Origin of the sequence: Rhodococcus sp. UYP9 (assembly GCF_040547235.1) — a bacterium.
In the GTDB taxonomy this organism is placed as follows: Bacteria; Actinomycetota; Actinomycetes; order Mycobacteriales; family Mycobacteriaceae; genus Rhodococcoides.
Genome location: NZ_JBEPPH010000004.1, coordinates 304686 through 325086 on the forward strand (window position 1 = coordinate 304686; position 20401 = coordinate 325086).

Annotated in this window: 17 protein-coding genes, 1 other RNA gene and 1 pseudogene; 10 read left to right on the plus strand and 9 right to left on the minus strand. The window is 63.2% G+C overall.

Annotation, left to right across the window (positions count from 1 at the left end):
- Positions 1 to 13: 13 nt before the first annotated feature.
- The 4 genes from cobC (at position 14) to ABIB36_RS14235 (ending at position 4214) form a co-directional block, all read left to right on the plus strand.
- Positions 14 to 1072 carry an Rv2231c family histidinol phosphate aminotransferase CobC gene (cobC, locus tag ABIB36_RS14220; protein WP_354561999.1) on the plus strand — a complete coding sequence of 353 codons (1059 nt, stop codon included), beginning with the start codon at positions 14 to 16 and terminating at the stop codon, positions 1070 to 1072.
- A complete protein-coding gene (locus tag ABIB36_RS14225; RefSeq protein ID WP_354562001.1) occupies positions 1069 to 2223 on the plus strand; it encodes a Nif3-like dinuclear metal center hexameric protein in 1155 nt (384 codons plus the stop codon). The genes cobC and ABIB36_RS14225 overlap by 4 nt, the downstream gene beginning before the upstream one ends.
- Before the next feature lie 87 nt (positions 2224 to 2310).
- On the plus strand, positions 2311 to 3048 hold the full coding sequence (locus ABIB36_RS14230) for a zinc ribbon domain-containing protein (protein ID WP_179142269.1): 738 nt from the start codon (positions 2311 to 2313) through the stop codon (positions 3046 to 3048).
- On the plus strand, positions 3045 to 4214 hold the full coding sequence (locus ABIB36_RS14235; RefSeq protein WP_354562004.1) for a bifunctional RNase H/acid phosphatase: 1170 nt from the start codon (positions 3045 to 3047) through the stop codon (positions 4212 to 4214). Before ABIB36_RS14230 ends, ABIB36_RS14235 begins: the two co-directional genes overlap by 4 nt.
- Here the strand turns inward: ABIB36_RS14235 and ABIB36_RS14240 are convergent.
- Positions 4203 to 5259, minus strand: a pseudogene (locus tag ABIB36_RS14240) (ArsB/NhaD family transporter). The gene ABIB36_RS14235 and the pseudogene ABIB36_RS14240 sit on opposite strands and share 12 nt — an antisense overlap.
- Positions 5256 to 5777 carry a DUF1697 domain-containing protein gene (locus tag ABIB36_RS14245; RefSeq protein ID WP_084346788.1) on the minus strand — a complete coding sequence of 174 codons (522 nt, stop codon included), beginning with the start codon at positions 5775 to 5777 and terminating at the stop codon, positions 5256 to 5258. Before ABIB36_RS14245 ends, ABIB36_RS14240 begins: the two are co-directional and overlap by 4 nt.
- Before the next feature lie 50 nt (positions 5778 to 5827).
- On the opposite strand from ABIB36_RS14245, the gene rnpB reads away from it, so the two are divergent.
- The 3 genes from rnpB to ABIB36_RS14260 all read left to right on the plus strand — a co-directional run bounded on the left by rnpB (position 5828) and on the right by ABIB36_RS14260 (position 7982).
- An RNA gene (gene rnpB / locus ABIB36_RS14250) (RNase P RNA component class A) lies at positions 5828 to 6280 on the plus strand.
- Positions 6281 to 6371: 91 nt separating this feature from the next.
- The gene (locus ABIB36_RS14255; RefSeq protein ID WP_084346673.1) at positions 6372 to 6557 is read left to right on the plus strand and encodes a hypothetical protein; all 186 of its coding nucleotides are present in this window, start codon (positions 6372 to 6374) and stop codon (positions 6555 to 6557) included.
- 9 nt (positions 6558 to 6566) lie between these two features.
- Positions 6567 to 7982 carry an RNB domain-containing ribonuclease gene (locus tag ABIB36_RS14260; RefSeq protein WP_084346787.1) on the plus strand — a complete coding sequence of 472 codons (1416 nt, stop codon included), beginning with the start codon at positions 6567 to 6569 and terminating at the stop codon, positions 7980 to 7982.
- On the opposite strand, the gene pip is transcribed toward ABIB36_RS14260, so the two are convergent.
- Genes pip through panB form a run of 3 tightly spaced genes read right to left on the minus strand, consistent with a single transcriptional unit; the run spans position 7955 to position 10305 of the window.
- Complete coding sequence (pip, locus tag ABIB36_RS14265; RefSeq protein ID WP_256895584.1) at positions 7955 to 8938, minus strand: prolyl aminopeptidase; 984 nt, start codon at positions 8936 to 8938, stop codon at positions 7955 to 7957. The genes ABIB36_RS14260 and pip overlap by 28 nt on opposite strands.
- Before the next feature lie 3 nt (positions 8939 to 8941).
- Positions 8942 to 9400, minus strand: coding sequence for a hypothetical protein (locus ABIB36_RS14270; protein WP_354562008.1), 459 nt, complete (start codon positions 9398 to 9400; stop codon positions 8942 to 8944).
- A 59-nt stretch (positions 9401 to 9459) separates the two neighbouring features.
- Positions 9460 to 10305 carry a 3-methyl-2-oxobutanoate hydroxymethyltransferase gene (gene panB / locus ABIB36_RS14275; protein WP_084346671.1) on the minus strand — a complete coding sequence of 282 codons (846 nt, stop codon included), beginning with the start codon at positions 10303 to 10305 and terminating at the stop codon, positions 9460 to 9462.
- 218 nt (positions 10306 to 10523) lie between these two features.
- Between panB and ABIB36_RS14280 the strand changes: the two genes are divergently transcribed.
- The 3 genes from ABIB36_RS14280 to ABIB36_RS14290 all read left to right on the plus strand — a co-directional run bounded on the left by ABIB36_RS14280 (position 10524) and on the right by ABIB36_RS14290 (position 16714).
- The gene (locus tag ABIB36_RS14280; RefSeq protein WP_354562011.1) at positions 10524 to 12107 is read left to right on the plus strand and encodes an alpha/beta hydrolase; all 1584 of its coding nucleotides are present in this window, start codon (positions 10524 to 10526) and stop codon (positions 12105 to 12107) included.
- Positions 12108 to 12209: 102 nt separating this feature from the next.
- Complete coding sequence (glnA, locus tag ABIB36_RS14285) at positions 12210 to 13550, plus strand: type I glutamate--ammonia ligase (protein WP_084346669.1); 1341 nt, start codon at positions 12210 to 12212, stop codon at positions 13548 to 13550.
- A gap of 119 nt (positions 13551 to 13669) precedes the next feature.
- Positions 13670 to 16714: a bifunctional [glutamine synthetase] adenylyltransferase/[glutamine synthetase]-adenylyl-L-tyrosine phosphorylase gene (locus tag ABIB36_RS14290; RefSeq protein WP_354562013.1), complete on the plus strand. Its 3045-nt coding sequence runs from the start codon at positions 13670 to 13672 to the stop codon at positions 16712 to 16714.
- 15 nt (positions 16715 to 16729) lie between these two features.
- Here the strand turns inward: ABIB36_RS14290 and ABIB36_RS14295 are convergent, their stop codons facing one another.
- Genes ABIB36_RS14295 through ABIB36_RS14310 form a run of 4 tightly spaced genes read right to left on the minus strand, consistent with a single transcriptional unit; the run spans position 16730 to position 20371 of the window.
- Positions 16730 to 17704, minus strand: coding sequence for a glycine betaine ABC transporter substrate-binding protein (locus ABIB36_RS14295; RefSeq protein ID WP_354562015.1), 975 nt, complete (start codon positions 17702 to 17704; stop codon positions 16730 to 16732).
- On the minus strand, positions 17701 to 18477 hold the full coding sequence (locus ABIB36_RS14300; protein ID WP_354562261.1) for an ABC transporter permease: 777 nt from the start codon (positions 18475 to 18477) through the stop codon (positions 17701 to 17703). Before ABIB36_RS14300 ends, ABIB36_RS14295 begins: the two co-directional genes overlap by 4 nt.
- Positions 18478 to 18509: 32 nt before the next feature.
- On the minus strand, positions 18510 to 19727 hold the full coding sequence (locus tag ABIB36_RS14305; RefSeq protein WP_354562018.1) for an ABC transporter ATP-binding protein: 1218 nt from the start codon (positions 19725 to 19727) through the stop codon (positions 18510 to 18512).
- Positions 19724 to 20371: an ABC transporter permease gene (locus ABIB36_RS14310; protein WP_084346664.1), complete on the minus strand. Its 648-nt coding sequence runs from the start codon at positions 20369 to 20371 to the stop codon at positions 19724 to 19726. The genes ABIB36_RS14305 and ABIB36_RS14310 overlap by 4 nt, the downstream gene beginning before the upstream one ends.
- Positions 20372 to 20401: the final 30 nt, after the last annotated feature.

The following is a 20401-nucleotide window of genomic DNA, read 5'->3' on the forward strand; positions in this document are numbered from 1 at the left end:
ACGCTCACCGGCAATGAACGAACTCACCGAACCGGCGGCACTGTCACCTCTGCGTCATCACGGTGACGCAGAGGTCGACGACGGGATGGTCGACTTCGCAGTCAACGTCCAAGGCACCGCTCCGCCGGAGTGGCTACGGACGCGCCTCGCTGCGAGTCTCACGAAGCTGGGTGCCTATCCAACCGAGAACGCCGATCGCGCGGCCCGCGAGATGGTGGCACGACGCCACGGCCGGTCACCGGAAGAGGTCCTTCTGCTCGGCGGGGGTGCCGAAGGATTCGCCATGTTGCCGAGACTGAAGCCGCGTCTCGCTGCTGTCGTGCACCCATCGTTCACCGAGCCCGAGTGGGCGCTGCGAGAAGCCGACGTCGATACCGTGCAGGTTCTCCTGCAGGAGCCGTATCGGCTCGATCCCGCAGCCGTTCCCGACGAAGCGGACATGGTGGTGGTCGGCAATCCCACCAATCCGACCTCGGTTCTCCACGAACGCGAAGCACTGTTGGCCCTGCGAAGGCCCGGGCGGGTGCTGGTCGTGGACGAGGCATTCGCCGACGCGATAACGGGGGAGGAGCACTCGTTGGCGTCGGTGAGTCTTCCCGACGTCCTCGTGCTGAGAAGTCTGACCAAGACGTGGGCGTTGGCGGGATTGCGATGCGGTTACGCACTGGGCCATCCCGACCTGCTGGCCAGGTTGACCCGCGGCCGAGCGCACTGGCCGCTGGGCACTCTCCAGATAGAGGCGATCACCGCATGCAGCGAACCCGCAGCAGTGGGCGCGGCTGCGGCGAAGGCCGAGACTATCGCCGCCGACCGGGCATCGATGACCGACCGACTGCGAAGCCTCGGTATCGACGTCGCCCCCGACGCCCGCGCTCCTTTCCTCCTGCTGCGAATCCCCGGTGCCGCAGACCTGAGGATTCGACTACGCGCACAAGGCGTGGCAGTGCGGCGAGGCGACACCTTTCCAGGATTGACCACCGACCATCTGCGGGTGGCGGTCCGCGGGCGCGAACAAGTCGACATACTCGTCGAAGCTCTGGCCAGAGCACGTGCAGAGGGAGAATCATCATGAGCGATCAGACAGTGAAGTTGGCCGACGTGGTGGCGGTGCTCGATGCTGCATACCCTCCTCGGCTCGCCGAGAATTGGGACTCGGTCGGGCTGGTGTGCGGAGATCCATCCGATCGTGTGCGCAAGGTGATGTACACCGTCGATGCGACCGCGGACGTCGTGGACGAGGCACTCGAGTGGGGTGCCGATCTGTTGGTCGCACACCACCCGCTACTCCTGCGAGGAGTCGACACCGTCGCTGCGAATACGCCGAAAGGTGCCCTGATCCACCGCCTCGTCAAGGCGGGATGTGCGCTGTTCACCGCCCACACCAACGCCGACTCCGCAGATCCCGGCGTGTCCGACGCGTTGGCCGCGGTTCTCGGGGTCTCCGTCTCGCGTCCCATCGAGCCGATCGAAGCGCCCGCGGTCGACAAGTGGGTCGTTCTCGTTCCGAAGTCTCACAGTTCCGCCGTTCGCTCGGCATTGTTCGGCGCAGGCGCCGGTGCGATCGGCAACTACCGCGAATGCAGTTGGACCGTCGAAGGAATGGGCCAGTTTCGTCCGGAGGTCGGGGCCGATCCGGCGATCGGTGCGGTCGGCACCCTAGAGCAGGTGAGCGAGGACCGGATCGAAGTGGTTGCCCCGGCGTCGGCCCGGCAGACCGTCCTCGCCGCACTGACCGCCGTGCACCCCTACGAAGAGCCCGCATTCGACATCTTCGAGGAGGCCCGCCTGCCGACTTCGACCGGCCTCGGACGGATCGGCACGCTCGCGTCGCCGACCACGCTTCGCGAATTCAGCGAACGGGTGCGCCGTGCACTGCCGGACACAGCGTGGGGTGTGCGCACAGCCGGCGATCCCGACACCGTCGTGCAGACTGTTGCGCTGTGCGGTGGCGCGGGGGATTCGTTTCTCGACGCCGTTCGGGCATCGGGAGTCGACGTTTACCTCACATCGGATTTGCGGCACCATCCCGTCGACGAACATCTCCGCAGCGGTGGCCCTGCGGTGATCGACGTTGCGCATTGGGCGTCGGAGTACCCGTGGTGTGAGCAGGCCCGCAGCATCGTCGACGCAGCATTTGCCGAAACCGCAGGATGGGGGAGCTGCGTCAGTAGCACGAGAACCGACCCCTGGACCCTCGGTGCGGCGACGACCGAGTCGGACTAGTCCCTCGACCAACTCTTGTCCGCCGTCGGTGCGCGAGCCGGTAAGGTTCACCTGAATCAACTTCCATAGTCGCAGGAGTCATCACGCGTGAATGTCGACCCCCGAGTGCAGGCCTCACTTCTCGAACTGGCCTCAGTGGATACCGAACTGTCGCAGATCGCTCATCGGCGTAGAACGCTTCCGGAGCAGACCGAGTTCGAGAAGCTCGAGGCCGAGCGAGTCTCACGTCGAGACGCTGCCGTCGCAGTGCAGATGTCGATGGACGATCTCGACCGCGATATCAAGAAACTCGAAAACGAAGTCGACGCTGTCCGTCAGCGCGAAGACCGTGACCGAAAGATGCTCGACAGCGGAACGATCGCACCCAAGCAAATGTCGGAATTGCAGCACGAGCTCGCCAGCCTCGAACGCCGTCAGGGCCTGTTGGAAGAAGAGCTTCTCGAGGTCATGGAACGTCGTGAGGCGTCCCAGACCGACTACAACCATGCCGGCGCGCAGGTGACGCAGATCGAGGACGAACTCATCGATTCGGGTCGGCGCCGCGATGATGCAGTAGCGGACATCGACGCCGCCGAGCAACGCGCGACTGCCCGCCGAACCGAACTCGCGTCAGGCCTCCCCGAAGATCTGATGGCGATCTACGAGAAGCAACGCGCGCTGTCCGGCCGCGGTGCCGCTCTACTTCAGGCTCGCCGTTGCGGCGCGTGCCGAATCGAGCTGGACCGCGGGGAGATCTCGCGAATCGCCGCCGCGCCGGCCGACAAACTCGTCCGATGCTCGGAGTGCAACGCCATTCTCGTGCGGACGAAAGAGTCCGGAATTTGAGTTCCGCAGCACACAGTTCCGCAGCCCACACCCGAGTGATCGTGGAAGCTGACGGTGGCTCTCGGGGAAATCCGGGACCAGCTGGATACGGTGCGGTCGTGTTGTCCCCGGATCGCTCCGAGGTTCTGGCCGAACGTCGCCTTGCGCTCGGCATCGCGACCAACAATGTGGCCGAGTATCGCGGCCTCATCGCCGGTCTGACTGCAGCCGCTGACGTCGGCGCCCGTGAGGTCGACGTACGGATGGACTCGAAGCTCGTCGTCGAGCAAATGGCGGGTCGGTGGAAGGTCAAGCATCCGGACATGATTCCGCTCAATCGCGAGGCGGCTGCTCTGGTCCACGGCTTCGATCGAGTGTCGTATCAATGGATTCCACGTGCCGAGAACTCCCATGCGGATCGTCTTGCGAACGAGGCGATGGACGCTGCCGCGGGTAAGAATCGCGAGCCTGCCGTGCACGTGGCCGACAGGCCGACAGCGCCGGTGGCCGAGAAGTCGGCTGCTCCGACTGCCGACAAGTCGGCTGGACCGGGATGGACCGGTGCCGTCGGTGCACCGACGCGTTTGCTGCTGCTGCGTCACGGTCAGACACCGTTGTCCGTCGAACGCCGATACTCCGGGCGCGGAAACCCGGTTCTCACCGAACTGGGTGCGCGGCAGGCAACGGCCGCCGCGGCGTATCTTGCGCAGCGTGACGACATTGCCGCGATCGTCGCCTCGCCGCTGGCCAGAGCGCAACAGACGGCAGGCGCCCTCGCCGCCAAGATGGGGCTTCCCGTCTCGACTCTGGATGAGCTGACCGAGACGGATTTCGGCGCTTGGGAGGGCCTGACCTTCAAGGAGGCGGGCGAGAATCATCCGGATGTGCATCGGAAGTGGCTCGGGGATACATCGGTGGCACCGCCGGGCGGCGAGAGTTTCGACGTCGTTCGCGACAGGGTGCAGTCAGCACGGGAGAAACTGATTTCCGCGCATGCGGGATCCACCGTAGTTGTGGTCACACACGTGACACCGATCAAGTTGTTGCTGCAACTGGCGCTCGATGTCGGTCCGTCGATCCTCTACCGGCTGCACCTCGATCTGGCCTCCCTGAGCATCGCGGAGTTCTACCCGGACGGCGGGGCATCGGTACGACTGGTCAATGAGACGTCCTACTTACACACCTAGCACCAGCCAGAGCGCGGCCGTCGAACCGAGAATGGTCAGCGGAGTCGTGATGAGGCCGAGCGTGGTGAAGGTTCGCAGGTCTGCGGGCTCGTGGTTGGCGGCCCCCACTCGACGCCACAACATGATGGCCAGCGATCCGACGTAGGTCAGGTTGGGTCCGAGATTCACCCCGATGATCATGGCGAGCAGTAGACCGGGCGACGCCGATGGGCCGAACGCCGCCAACAACATCAGCGTCGCGGGCAGGTTGTTGACTACGTTGGCCGCGACGGCAGCGATAGCGGCCGCCGAGAGCAGGCCGAAGAACGTGGTGTCGGTCGGGAGGATGTCGCCGAGCCATCGGCCGATGGGGCCCGAAGTGACGCCTTCGACGACGATGCCCAGCAACAGCACGAATCCGCAGAACTTCAGATCCGCTGCCCGCAGGATTCGACGGGGAACGGTGAACCCATCGCGTAATGCCGGTACAGCGAGGACGAGCGATCCGGCTGCCGCTACCCAGAACGGTTCGACACCGAAAAATCCGGACACGCCGAAACCCACGAGAGTGATCCCCAGGACGACGATCGTGCCGATCGGCGGACACCGGCAGAAGTGTCGACGCCGAATTGGACAGGTGCGCAGTGGCATAACTGTGCGGACGAGCAGGCATCCGCAGCGCCCGTGCCGCACCGATGACCGCAGGTGTCAGAAGTACCACCGTCGCGTCGAGGCTCAATACTGCCGTGGTGACTGCAGCAGCGAGGAAGACCGACAGGAGGAGTCGGTGTGGGCTTCCCTTCGAGGATCGCGCCATGACCGATGCGACCCAGGCGAACAATCCCAGTGCGTCCGCCAGATGAGCCAGTACGAGAATGAAAGCCAGGAATACGACCGTCGGCAGTAGCTCGAGAATCTGCTCGCGTGCGTCGTCCACGGTCACCAGTCCCAGCAGGAGCGTCAGAACGGCGGCAGGGATCGCGACCGTGATCTCCGGTAGGGAACGTGGTGCGAAGATCGCGAAGATCAGCACTGCGGCAACCAGTGCCGCAGCGACCACGCTCACGCCAGCATCTTGACGAGCGTCCGCAGATTACGAGTAGTGGTGGTCGGCTTGTACTTTGCCTTGGCCATGAACTTCCCGACGCGACTGTCCGTGGTGTGGCCCCGCACCACTTCCCAGTACACGACGCGGTGGCCCGGGGCGAGTGATTCCAGCTCGGGGTCGAGAGTGTCTGCTATACCTGCGACTTCGCGCAGAGGGTCGGCATCGTTGCCGAAGATGACGTAAGGATGCCAACCGTCACGTTCGGCGTCGAACGGGTAGCTCTCGACGATCGACTTCAATGACGGCTCGTCCAGGACGATCACCCACGCCTCGTATCCGAAGGTCGCCGACAGAACCTTCTCGACGGACTTCTTCACTTCGGGCGCAGTGAGCGTGCTTTCGAGCACAACGTTGCCAGTCGCGAGGATTGTTCGAACGTCGTCGAATCCCGCGGAGGTCAAGGCTGCGCGCAGTTCGACCATCTTGATGTTGATGCCACCTACGTTGATTCCACGCAGAAGGACGACGTGCTTCATGAGTGAAACTGTAGTTCGGAGCGAGGACACAGTAGAGTTCATCTCGCGAACGAGTCGGTTGGACGGCTGCGGCTCGGAGGACTGGCAGAGCGATTCTGCCAAGCTCCAGGCCGAGGAAAGTCCGGACTCCACAGAGCAGGGCGGTTGCTAACGGCAACCCGAGGTGACTCGCGGGAAAGTGCCACAGAAAATAGACCGCCCGCGTCGAACACATCTCCTTCGGGAGATTTCGACACGGGTCAGGGTGAAACGGTGCGGTAAGAGCGCACCAGCACCCCAGGTGACTGGGGTGGCTAGGTAAACCCCGCCCGGAGCAAGGTCGAAGGCCGTACCTTCTAGCGAAGGTTCGGCTGCGCAGGTGCTCGAGGGCTGCTCGCCCGAGCCTGCGGGTGGACTGCTCGAGGTACCCGGCGACGGTGTGCCCAGATGGATGGTCGTCGGTCCTTTCCTCGCCTCGGCGAGGGTAAGGATCACAGGATCCGGCTTATATACCGACTCGTTCGCACTCGTCGGGAGTGGAGCCTGCGGAATGACCCGGATTTTCGAGGTGCCGGAGTCTTAGGCTGAGCCGGCTTCTTCGGGCAGACTGTGAACATGAGTAATGACGATGACGCCTGGTTCTACGACATCCGCACCAAGACCGTGGCTCAGGGCAAGGAATCCGGTGCACTGGACCGGATGGGGCCCTACCCGGACCGCCAGACCGCCGAGCGCGCTTTGACGATCGCGGCCGAGCGAAACAAGGCTGCGGACAAGGCTGACGACGACTGGAAGAACTGACCGGTGTTTCTGACCCGGCTGACGGCACCGGCGTTCGATTTTCGTGCGATCAGATCCGAGTTTCGCCTCCACGACGAGTTTTCCGTAGGCGCTCTCGCGGAGGCTCGGTCGGCTAGGGATCGTTTCGTCGGTGACCGCGTCGATCGCACGGACATCCCGCTGGTGACCATCGACCCGCCCGGGTCGATGGATCTCGATCAGGCTGTACATATCGAGACATTGCCGACGGGTTTCGTGCTTCACTATGCGATCGCCGATGTCGGAGCACTTGTCGTTCCCGGCGGAGCGCTGGATGTTCAGACGCGTGAACGTGGACAGACGTTCTATCTCCCGGACGGTTCGGTTCCGCTTCATCCACGGGTCCTTTCGGAGGGTTCGGCGAGCTTGTTGCCGAACGAGACTCGGCCGGCAGCGCTGTGGAGAATCGAGCTGGACGAATTCGGTGAGCCGACCTCGTGGACGGTGACCAGAGCATCGGTCCGGTCGATTGCGCGACTGGACTACGCCGGCGTGCAGTCCGGATTCGATGCCGGGAGTCCGCATCCGTCGATTGCATGTCTGGACGAGTTCGGGCGGCTGCGAGCGGAATCCTCGATTCGGCGGGGTGCGGTCGACATCACGCTGCCCGAACAGGAAGTGGTTCCCGACGGCGACTCGTGGCGAATCCATCTTCAGGCCAGAACCTCGGTAGACGGCTGGAACGCCGAAGTGTCCTTGTTGACCGGGATGTGTGCCGCGCGGATCATGCTCGGCGCCGACATCGGCTTGCTGCGCACACTTCCGCCTGCAACCGACACGGCGTTGGCAACGTTGCATTCTACCGCCTCGATGCTCGGAATCGATTGGCCGGACGGCGTATCGGCCGGCGCAGTGCTCGCTGCTCTCCCGGCCGATGCGCCCGAAACGTTGGCAATGATGACGCAGGCGACAGGGCTGCTTCGCGGCGCCGACTACGCGGCGTTCGACGGCGCGGCGCCGAAACACACCGAGCACTCCGGCATCGCAGCGCCGTACGCGCACGTCACGGCACCGCTTCGTCGACTGTCGGACAGGTTCTCCACCGAGGTGTGTTTGGCGGTTGTTGCGGGAACGGAGGTACCGGAGTGGGCCGCAAGCGCGCTCCCTGAACTTCCGGCGACCATGCGGAAGTCCGATTCCGTTGCGTCCAAGGTGGATCGGGCGTGTATCGATCTCGCCGAAGCGGCCATTCTCGCAGGCCGCGTCGGTGAACGGTTCGGTGCGTTGGTGCTTCGCGGGGCCGAAGATAAGCGCGAGGCCGAAGTCTTCGTTCACGACCCGATCGTCATCAGCAGATGCGCAGGTAATCCACCCGAAGGAGAGAAGGTGACGGTGCGGCTCACCGTCGCCGACACCGACTCCCGTCGAATCGGCTTCGCCTACGAATCGGGCAGTGACGCGAACTGATCGGTGGCCTCGATCAGATGGTGGACTATGCCAGGCTCGGCGGCCGAGTGGCCGGCGTCGTCGACCATCACGAGTTCGGCACCGGGCCAGGCCTTGTGGAGTTCCCACGCGCTTGTCGCGGGGCACACGACGTCGTACCGTCCCTGGACGATGATTCCGTCGATGCCTTCCAGCTTGTGCGCGTCGTCGAGCACTTGGTTGTCCCGAAGGAACCCCGCGTTGCGGAAGTAGTGATTTTCGATTCCCGCAAACGCGAGTGCGAATCGTGAATCCTGGTTCTGCGCAATCTGATCCGGCCGAGGAATGAGATAGCTGGTGGAGGCTTCCCACTCCGACCAGGCGACCGCGGCCGAGGTCGCGATATCACGATCGTCGGAAGTCAGCAGGCGGTGGTAGGCCTCGACCAGGTCCCCGTCGCGTTCGTTCTTCGGGATCGGAGCGAGGAACTTGTCCCACTGCTCCGGAAAGATATGTCCCGCACCGCCGTTGTAGTACCAGTCGATCTCACTGCGTCGAAGAAGAAAGATTCCTCGGAGGATCACACCGCTGACGCGTTCGGTATGCGTTTGTGCGTACACGAGCGAGAGAGTCGAACCCCAGGAACCACCGAACACGAGCCATCGTTCGATGACGAGATGCGTTCGCAACTTTTCCATGTCGGCGACGAGTCGATCGGTCGTGTTCACCGCCAGATCTCCGCCGTCGGCGATGTGCGGCTGGGAACGCCCGCACCCCCGCTGATCGAACAGGACGATGCGATACACAGTGGGGTCGAAATAACGGCGCTGCATCGGACCAGTTCCGCCGCCCGGCCCACCATGAACGAACACAACTGGCTTCCCCGCTGGGTTACCGCTGACCTCCCAGTAGATGTGCTGGGCGTCGCCTACGTCGAGGAGGCCGCCGTCGAACGGTTCGATTGGCGGATACAGCTCTCGCAGTGATGTCGACGTCACGCGTCAGAACCCGACGAGACCGGAGGCGAGATCAGGAATCTCGAGCGACCGCATAGCTTCTGCACGGGTATCCGGGCATGTAGCGATGGTCACCTCGTCGACGATCGAGCGGTTCTGCACAACCTGAAGATTGATGGTGCCGCTCTGCGCCGCCCAGGTCTGGACGACGATATTGAGACCGCCACGTCCGATTGTCGGGCCTTGAATTCTCCATTCCTGCAGCTGCGCATCGAGATCGCTGCACAGCTGCTGGCTCTGCTGCTCGGTGATTCCGGCTGCCCCAGAGGGGGAGGTGGCCGTGGTGGGTGTGTCCGTTGCGGTCGGGGTCGACGACGAACCGGTGGTCGTCGAATCCGTGCCGCAAGCGCCGGTAGCAGCGAAAACTGCTACCGCGCCCGCGACAGAAACGACGACTCGGGTCACTCGACGAAACCTGGACTGGGCCTTTGTAGCTGAGTTCATGGCAACGAGTGTGCCATCTCGATCGGCTCCAATAATCAGCTCACGCCACCGGAGGTGACTCAGTAGCTGTGTTCGGGTCCCGGGAAGACACCGGAGCGCACCTCGGACAGATACGACGAGGCCGCAGATCGGAGTTCGTCTCCGACATGGCCGAACTTCTTGACGAACTTCGCCGTCTTTCCATTGGTGTAACCGGCCATGTCCTGCCACACGAGAACTTGTGCGTCACACTCGTTACCCGCGCCGATTCCGACTGTGGGGATGGTCAACTTGCGGGACACCTGACCGGCGATGTCGGCCGGAACCATCTCCATGACGACGGAGAACGCACCTGCCTCTTGGACGGCGATGGCGTCGGCGACCAATGTGTCTGCGGCATCGCCGCGGCCTTGAACCCGGAATCCGCCGAGGCCGTTCACGCTTTGCGGGGTGAATCCGATGTGTGCCATGACCGGGATACCCGCGGCAGTGATGGCAGCGATCTGATCTGCGACGCGCTCTCCGCCTTCGAGCTTGACGGCGTTGGCGAGTCCTTCCTTCATGAATCTGGTGGCTGTGGCCAGTGCCTGTTGCGCGGAGGACTCGTAGCTGCCGAAGGGGAGATCTGCGACGACGAGTGCGTTGGGGGCTCCACGCACGACCCCGCGAACGAGGGGGAGGAGTTCGTCGATGGTGATGGGAACGGTGGTGTCGTAGCCGTAGACGACGTTGGCTGCGGAGTCACCGACCAGCAGAACCGGAATGCCCGCCTCCTCGAAGATGCGAGCGCTGGAGTAGTCGTAAGCGGTGAGCATTGCCCAGCGCTCACCCTCGGCCTTCATTTGCAGAAGATGGTGTGTGCGGGTCTTGCGAGTGAGACCGGATGCGGATGCGTCGGATCCACCGTAAATCGTGTTGTCGGACATCTTTGTCCCTTTCGGTTCCTCGAGGCCCGATTTCGGGTCCCCGGGATGGGGTTGATGACGCCCCCAGTCTGCCACCTGCGCCTACTCGACCGAAGGGCAGTCGGCAGTGCAATCCGTCACACCGTAAGGCTCGGGCCACGGGTCGTGCAGGTAAGCGCGCGGTTCGTCGCTGTCCTACGTGAGCAGCGCACACGCGAAGTTCTGGCACCATCGTGGGAATGAGAACTAGTCGCACTCCGCTGGTCCGGATGGTAGCCCTGGGTGCGGCGGGATTGATGGCCGCGGCGGGATGTGCGCAGGGCTCGACAACCGAGGGCACCCCGGAAGCAGAGGGGCTTTCATCGTCCGACGAATCCTTCGAGCCCGGGGCCGGAATCGTCCCCGACGGCCTCGCCGAGTTCTACACCCAGTCGCTCGAGTGGGGGCCCTGCGATTCCTACGACACCGACGGAACGGGTTTTCGTAGCGATATGGAATGCGCGAAGGTCACAGTGCCACTGGACTACGAGGAGCCGTCGGGAGAGAAGGCCGAGATCGCCATTTCGCGGACGCAGGCGAGTGGGGACAAGATCGGCTCGATCCTGTTCAACCCAGGTGGTCCGGGGGCGTCAGGGCTGTACATGTCCACGCAGGCGGACGGGTCGGAGTTATCCGAACGCTTCGATCGAATCGGTTTCGACCCTCGCGGAATCGGTGCATCGACTCCGGCCGTGCGGTGCCTGACTACGCAAGAGATCGAAGAGGAGCGACGCGAGCCGGATGTCGACGTTTCGCCGGCGGGTATTGCGAAATCGGAAGCGGAGCATCAGGACTACGCCTCCAAATGTGCAACGCGGAGCGGCAAGGATCTTCTCGAGCACGTGGGAACACGCGAGGTGGTCCAGGACATGGACGTGATCAGGTCGGTGCTGGGGGACGCGAAACTCACCTACGTCGGCTACTCGTACGGCACCCGGATCGGCACCGCGTATGCCGAGGCGTTCCCCGACAACGTGCGGGCGATGGTGCTCGACGGTGCACTCGATCCAGAGCAGAGTCCCGTCGACGAAGCTGTCGAGCAGGGGGCGGCGTTCCAGGGCGCATTCGACGGTTTCGCCGCTGACTGTGCACAATCGACGTCCTGCCCGCTCGGCACCGACGTCGCCGACGCGAATCGGCAGTTCCGTGCCCTCGTCGACCCGCTCGTCGAGCGTCCCGCCGAGACGACGGACCCGCGTGGCCTGAGCTACGACGACGCGCTGACGGGGACCCAGCAGGCGCTGTACTCCGAAAGCCTGTGGCGGCTTCTTCGAGCAGGCCTGAGCGAACTCCGGGACGGCCGCGGTGACACGCTCCTCCGATTGGCCGACAGCTACAGCGGACGGCTCGAGGACGGGTCGTACTCGAATCTCGACGACGCCTTCAATGCAATTCGGTGCGTCGATGATCCGCCGGTCGTCGACCGAGCCGAGGCCGACGAGGCCGACACGCGGTATCGACAGGCCGCCCCGTTCCTCGACGACGGCCGCGGGACCGGAAACGCTCCTCTCGACCTGTGCGCATTCTGGCCGGTGCCGAATACCGGAAGTCCGCACACGATCTCGGCGGCGGGGCTACCGAAGCTCGTGGTCGTGTCCACGACTTTCGACCCGGCCACGCCGTACCAGGCAGGGGTCGATCTTGCCCGCCAGCTCGGCGCGGACCTGGTCACCTACGAAGGGACTCAACATACGGTCGCCTTCTCCGGCGAGGAATGCGTCGACGATCCGTTGATCGATTATCTCGTCGATCTGGTTCCCACCGGCAACGATCTAGTGTGCTGAGACCAGCTTCACGTCGCCGCTGTGGCCGCTGAGAAGCGTCCGACGTGAGACCGAGATCACGATGTAACACAGATTTAACGCGGTTTGCTTACTCTCGCGGATATGGATCGCCAAAAGGAATTCGTGCTTCGGACCCTGGAGGAGCGCGACATCCGCTTCGTCCGCCTATGGTTCACCGATGTTCTTGGCTATCTGAAATCGGTCGCCATCGCCCCGGCGGAACTCGAAGGTGCCTTCGACGAAGGCATCGGCTTCGACGGAAGCGCTATCGAGGGATTCGCTCGCGTCTCCGAAGCGGATACCGTGGCCAAGCCCGATCCGTCGACTTTTCAGATCCTGCCCTGGTCGAGCAGCAAGGGACATCAGCACTCGGCACGGATGTTCTGCGACATCGCGATGCCCGACGGCTCGCCGTCCTGGGCTGATTCGCGCCACGTGCTGCGTCGCCAATTGAGCAAGGCCGCAGACCTCGGGTTCAGCTGCTACGTGCATCCGGAGATCGAGTTCTTCCTGCTCAAGGACTCGCCAGAGGATGGATCGCCGCCCACTCCCGCCGACAACGGTGGGTATTTCGATCAGGCCGTGCACGACTCCGCGCCGAACTTTCGCCGTCACGCCATCGATGCGCTCGAGTCGATGGGTATCTCGGTCGAGTTCAGCCATCACGAGGCTGCGCCCGGTCAGCAGGAAATCGACCTCCGCTACGCCGACGCACTGTCGATGGCCGACAACATCATGACCTTCCGATACCTGGTCAAGGAAGTTGCCATCGCCGAGGGCGTCCGCGCGACGTTCATGCCCAAGCCGTTCAGTGATCAGGCCGGCTCGGCGATGCACACGCACATGAGCCTGTTCGAGGGCGACACCAACGCATTCCACAATCCCGACGACCCGATGCAGCTCTCGGAGACCGGCAAGTCGTTCATCGCCGGAATCCTCGAACATGCCAACGAGATCAGCGCCGTCACAAACCAGTGGGTCAACTCTTACAAGCGGTTGATCCGCGGTGGAGAAGCACCGACGGCAGCGTCTTGGGGACCGTCCAACCGCTCGGCCCTCATTCGGGTTCCGATGTACACCCCGAACAAGGCGTCCTCGCGTCGCGTCGAGATCCGCAGCCCCGACTCCGCCTGCAACCCCTACCTTGCCTTCGCAGTCCTGCTCGCTGCCGGTCTACGTGGCATCGAAAAGGGCTACACGTTGCCACCAGAGGCGGAAGAGGACGTGTGGGCGTTGACATCGGCCGAACGTCGCGCCATGGGGTACAAGGAACTTCCAGGCAACCTCGATCAGGCTCTGAACGCCATGGAAGGCTCCGAGCTCGTCGCCGAAGCCCTCGGCGAGCATGTCTTCGACTTCTTCCTGCGCAACAAGCGTCGGGAGTGGGAGGAATACCGCTCGCATGTCACGCCGTACGAGCTGAAGGCCTACTTGGGACTGTGATCTGCGCACTGTCATCGGATGCCGGTGGAATGGGCTAGATTTTACTTCGTTCGAGTAAGAGCTAGTTCCCGCCCGCGGTGAGGTGAACCTGTGTTACGCCAGAGTCGAGGTGTTCGCTGATGGTGCGTCCACCGACATCACGTTCGATCGTCCCAGGGCCAGGACGTCTCGGTCTGGTCGAGGCCACTGCGCCCGCTGATCTACAGAAGCTCGGGTGGGTCGACGAGAACAGTCTCGAACTGCTGTGGTCGTTGTCGCGTGCAGCCAACGCGGATCTCGCGCTGCGGACACTGACGAGGCTGCAGGATTTGCTCGGCGACGACTTCTCCGAAGTCGACCAGGCCTTGCGTTCGGACAAGGGCCTTCGCGGTCGATTGTTGGGTCTCTGCGGTGCCTCGAGCGCGCTTGCCGATCACCTTGTTTCCGATCCGGATACCTGGCGTCGGCTCAGCACACCCGAAGGCCGCGCCGTGGGTCCGTCCGCGCGAGTGGAACTACCCAGCAAGCAGCAGCTCACCGACGAACTCCTGGCCGCTGTCGACGCAGTGCCCGAGACCGGTCCGAATGCCTCACCGGAGTTGTACCGGGCGGGTCTTACCGGACCCGATGCCGTTGTCGCACTGCGTAAAACCTACCGTGACCAAGTGATGGTTCTCGCCGCGGCGGATCTCGCTGCCACCGTGGAGAACGAGCCCGTCGTGCCGTACCAGCTCGTGGGAAATCAGCTCTCCGACATGGCGGACGCCGCCTTGACCGCAGCGCTGGCTGTCGCCGTCGCGACAGTCTGCCCGGACGATCCGATGCCGACCCGACTCGCCGTGATCGCAATGGGCAAATGCGGTGCGCGAGAGCTCAATTACGTCTCCGACGTCGACGTCGTATTCGTGGCCGAACCTGCGGATGCGGTTTCCAGTCGGATCGCGGGCGAAATGATGCGGATCGGCTCCTCGGCGTTCTTCGAGGTCGATGCAGCGCTTCGACCGGAGGGGAAGCGTGGCGAACTGGTCCGCACCCTCGATTCGCATGTCGCCTACTACAAGCGGTGGGCCAAGACGTGGGAGTTCCAGGCTCTGCTCAAAGCACGTCCGATGACCGGGAACCTCGAGCTCGGTCACAGCTACGTCGCCGCACTCAACCCGATGGTGTGGTTGGCCTCGCAGCGAGAGGATTTCGTTCCCGAGGTCCGCGCGATGCGCCGTCGCGTCGAGGAGATGGTCCCACCCGAGCTCCGTGAACGCGAGATCAAACTCGGTCGCGGAAGCCTGCGGGATGTCGAATTCGCAGTACAGCTGCTGCAACTCGTCCACGGCCGCACCGACGAAACTCTCCGAGTTCTCGGCACTGTGGATGCCCTGGTCGCGCTCAGCGACGGGGGATACGTTGGGCGCGACGACGCCGCGAACCTGACCGCGTCCTACGAATTCCTGCGACTACTCGAACACCGTCTGCAGCTTCAGCGGATGAAGCGAACCCACACGCTTCCACCACCGGACGACGAGGAAGCGCTGCGCTGGCTCGCCCGAGCAGCGCATATGCGCCCCGACGGCAATCGTGACGCACTCGGAGTGCTGACTGCCGAGATCAAACGCAACGCGCTCCGGATTCGCAGGTTGCACGCGAAACTGTTCTATCGACCCCTACTCGATTCCGTCGTACGGTTCGATTCCGACACCGTCAGGCTGACTCCGGAAGCCGCCGTGCGCCAACTCTCCGCGCTGGGATTCGCCGCGCCTCAGAACGCGATAGGGCACCTGCGCGCGCTCGTCGGTTCAGGCTCACGACGTGGCCAGATTCAAGCGGTGCTGCTGCCGACACTTCTCGAATGGCTGGCCGATACCCCGGACTCGGACGCCGGCCTACTCAACTACCGGCGGCTCTGCGAGGCCACTACGGACCAAACCTGGTTTCTGCGGATACTGCGCGACGAAGGTGCCGTCGCTCAGCGTTTGATGATCGTGCTCGGATCCTCGGCCTACGTGCCGGATCTGCTCATCAAAGCTCCCGAGGTCATCAGACTCTTCGCCGACGGACCGACCGGACCGAGGCTTCTCGACGTCGAACCCGAGGAAACGTATCGAGCGATCCTGTCGTCTTCGGGTCGGTATGACGATCCGGTTCGTGCCATCGACGCCGCGCGGGCTCTGCGTAGACACGAGCTCGCGCGGGTAGCGTCGGCCGACATCCTCGGCATGCTCGATGTGCCGCAGGTGTGCACGGCTTTGTCCTCGGTATGGGCCGCGGTGATCAACGCTGCACTGGCAGCTGCCATTCGGGCGAGCGAAGCCGAACGTGGGGAGCCTGCCCCTGCCAGCCTGGCTGTGATCGGTATGGGCCGACTCGGCGGCGGAGAACTCGGCTACGGCAGCGATGCAGATGTGTTGTTCGTATGCGAACCCGTCGAGGGCTCCGACGACAGTGTCGCCGTCAAGTGGGCCAACAGTATTGCCGATCGGATTCGTAAGTTACTCGGTGCGCCGAGTACCGACCCACCGTTGGAGGTGGACACCGGTTTGCGGCCGGAAGGCCGAAACGGGCCGGTGGTCAGGACTCTCGCGTCGTACAAGGCGTACTACGCGCAGTGGGCTCAGGCCTGGGAAGTTCAAGCACTCCTGCGGGCCCACCAGGTTGCCGGCGATCAGGATCTCGGCATCAAGTTTCTGCTCATGGTCGACAAGATTCGATATCCGGAAGGCGGCGTCTCGCAGGAGTCCGTACGAGAAATTCGCCGCATCAAGGCACGAATCGACTCCGAACGTCTGCCGAAGGGCGCCGACCCCGCCACCCACACCAAACTGGGTAGAGGGGGGCTCGCCGACATCGAGTGGACGGTGCAGCTCATCCAACTCAGGCATGCGCACAATGTGCCATCGCTGCACAACACCTCGACTCTGCAAACTCTCGACGCAATCGGCGCGGCCGAGTTGATGAGCGAGACCGACGTCGAACTATTGCGCGAAGCATGGATTCTCGCAACGAAGGCACGCAACGCACTCGTACTCGTGCGCGGAAAGCCGACGGACCAACTCCCTGCACCGGGGCATGTTCTCTCCGCCGTCGCAAAGGTGGCCGGGTGGAAGAACGCCGATGCGGGGGAGTTCCTCGACAACTACCTCCGTGTGACGCGTCGAGCAAAGGCTGTGGTGGAGCGGACCTTCGGAGCCTGACCACTCCACCGTTGTTCAGCCGGTGGTGACGAAACCTTCCGAGACGAGCCAGTCGCGTGCGACGTCGGCGGGCTCCTTGCCCTCGACGTCCACCTGGCGGTTCAATTCGGTCATGACCTTATCGTCGAGCTTCGCGGTGATCGGCGCCATGACTTCCTGCACCTCGGGATGGGCATCGGCGAAGTCCTTCTTCATGATCAGTGACGGGTTGTACTTGGGAAAGAAGGATCGATCATCTTCGAGTAGAACGAGATCGAGTGCAATGATGCGTCCGTCGGTAGTGAACACCTCACCGAACTTGCACTGAGTCCCGTCGGCGGTGGCCTGATAGATGATGCCGGTCTGCAAAATCTGCCGAGGCGCGAGATTCGGATCGAACTCGTACTTTGCGGCCATGCCGGGGTAGCCGTCCTGACGAACGTTGAACTCGGTTTCGACGCAGGTCGTGGCCGCGGACGGGTTGGTTCGAACAAGGTTGGCGTAGTCCGACAGCGTCTTGACACCCGTTTCTGCCGCGGTCTGCTTGTTCATCGCAAGCGCGTAGGTGTTGTTCATCGGGGCGGGAGGCTCCCACACCATGTCGTTTGCCGCGAGGTCGGCATCGCGCACCGCTTCGTACTGCTCGGTCGAGTCGGGTAGTGGTGTCTCGTTGCCCAGATAGTTGATCCATCCGGTACCGGTGTACTCGTAGGTCAGATCGATCTGGCCGTTCAACTGGGCGTCACGTGTGCTGTTCGAGCCCTGAATGTTGGTCAGATCTCGGACCTCGGCACCAGCGGCGGCCATCGCGAACTCGATTATGTAGCCGAGAGTGATCTGTTCGGTGAAGTCCTTGGAACCGACGGTCATCTTGACGCCCTCGAGTTCGGGGACCGGCTGGATGCTTCCCGGACCGACCGAGAGCGGAACCGCGCCCCCGGATTCGAGTCCGCAGCCGGCCAGAAGAGCCCCCGCCATGGCGAGTGCGAATACGGTGGTCGTCTTCTTCATCGTAATCCTTTGGGGCCCAGGAACTGCTCGGCCAAAGCGCCGAGCCAATCGACGAACAGTGCCAGGGATACAGCAAGTACGGCGCCGGTCACCAAGGTGACGTTGTCGCGCAACTTGTATCCGGTGTCGATGAGAATGCCGAGTCCACCTGCGCTCACGAGGAAACACAGCGTCGCTGTTCCGACCGCGAGGACCAGGGAGGTGCGTAGGCCGGCGAGAATGTACGGCACTGCCATCGGGAACTCGAGCCTGCGGAGCACTGTCAGCGAGGACATCCCTTGACCGCGGCCGGCATCGATGAGTGTCTTGTCGACCTCCTGGTATCCCAGAATCGTATTGCGCAATACCGGAAGCAGCGAATAGAAGGCGATGGGCAGTACGCCGATCCAGAAACCTGTCTGACGCGTCGCCAGGTAGAAGAGGACCAGCAAACCCACTGCAGGTGCAGCGGCGCCGACGTTGGCGATACCCACGAAAAATGGTGCGAGACGGGTGTATCCGGGTCGGGTGAGCAGAGTTCCGAGCGGGACGGCGATGATGACGACGATGATCACGACTGCTGCAGTGAGCAAAATATGCTGCCAGGTGAGCGTAGCGAGGTTGCTCGCAGTGATGCTGCCCTGTTGAGTCGCGGTCAGATCACGACTGAAGGCCCAGACGAGCACGCCGACAACCAGAATCAGAACGATGGCGGGTTGCACCAATAGGCGTAGGCGATCGGCGCGTTTGACAGCATTGCGCTCCGAGGCACCTTCGTCCGGTGCCGCGTCCATCTCGGCCGCGAGGAGACTGTCCACGGATGCAGTCATGCGGGCAACTCCCCGCTGACTGCGTCGGCATCGGCGTCGTCGTCGTCGTCGTCGTGATCGTGCTCATGGGCTTCGCGCATCTGCTGCAGGTGGCCGACGAGAACATCGATCGAGATCAACCCGACGTACTCACCGCGGAGGCCGGTGACGACCGTCGACGCGGTGCTTTCGGCGAGAAGCGCTTCCAACCCATCTTGGAGCGTGGACTGAATGGATACGAGCTCGCCGATCGGTTGACCGATTCCTCGCAGCGAGGACGCGTGTGCCAAATGAGCGGGACCGACCCAACGCAGCGGCCTGTTTCGGTCGTCCAGAATCAATCCCCACGGCCACTTGCGGGTCGCGATCTTCGCACGGATCGCGTCCACCGGATCGCTTTCCTTCGCGGTGGGACATTGGATCAGGCGAACATCACGGATTCGGGTGAGCGTCAGCTGTTTCAGCGACGCGTCCGCGCCCACGAACCCAGCCACCATGTCGCTGGCAGGGTTCGCCAGGATCGCCTCCGGAGTGTCGTATTGCTCGATCGTCGAGCGGTCACCCAGGACCGCAATGCGGTCACCGAGCTTGACTGCCTCGTTGAAGTCGTGGGTGACGAAGACGATCGTCTTGCCGAGCTCGGACTGCAGTCGCATCAACTCGTCCTGGAGCAGCCCTCGGGTTATCGGGTCCACCGCACCGAAGGGCTCGTCCATCAACAGCACGGGCGGATCAGCTGCGAGCGCTCGCGCGACACCGACGCGCTGTTGCTGGCCACCGGACAGCTGACGCGGATAGCGATCGCGATAGGTATCCGGATCCAGTCCCACGAGGTCGAGCATCTCGTCCGTCCGAGCCGCGATCCTCTTCTTGTCCCACCCGATCAACCCAGGCACCGTCCCGACGTTCTTTGCGATCGTCAGGTGCGGAAACAGCCCGGCCTGCTGAATCGAGTAACCGATTCCCCGTCGCAACTCGTCCGGGTCGATCGACAAAGCGTCTTTACCGTCGATGGTGATTTTTCCCGAGGAGGGCTCGATGAGTCGGTTGATCATGCGCATCGTGGTGGTCTTGCCGCAACCGGAAGGCCCGACGAAGACGACGATCTCACCTGCAGGGACGGTCAACGACACGTTGTCCACCGCTGCAGCCTTCTGGCCGGGATAGCGCTTACTGACGGACTCGAGGACGATATCGACGCCCGAGACATTCTGATTGTTCGCTGTTGGGGTCACGCGATGCCCTTCGAGGTTGTAAGACGGCCGACGAGAACGAGGATGCCGTCGACAATCAAGGCGAGAATGACGATCAGAACGGTGCCGACCAGTGCTTGAGGAACAGCGGTGGGGCTACCGACGCGGGACAGGCCCGAAAAGATGAGGTTGCCGAGTCCGGGGCCCTTCGCGTACGCCGCAATGGCGAGGATGCCGAAGATCATCTGCGTACTGACTCGCATGCCTGCCAAGATCGACGGCCACGCCAACGGCATCTCGATCCGAGCGAGAATCCGGGCACGGTTCAAACCGACTCCGCGAGCAGCATCGGTGACGGCGGGATCGACCGCTGCGAGGCCGATGATCGTATTTCTGACGATCGGCAAGAGCGCGTACAGGACCAGTGCCGTGATGGTCGGAGCCACCCCCAACCCGAGGATCGGAATCAACAATCCGAGGAGGGCGAAGGAGGGGATGGTCAGAATCGTGCTGGCCAGCGCCGTCGCGATCGCGGATCCCGCGGGGGAGCGGTAGACCGCAATTCCCACGATGACCGCGATGATCGTAGCGATGATGATCGACTGGATGACGGCAGAGACGTGGAGATACGAATCTGTCAGCAACTGTTGTCGTCGTCCGGAGACGAAATTCCAGAGTGCGTCCATTGAAGGTAAACCCACCAACTTCCCGTATAC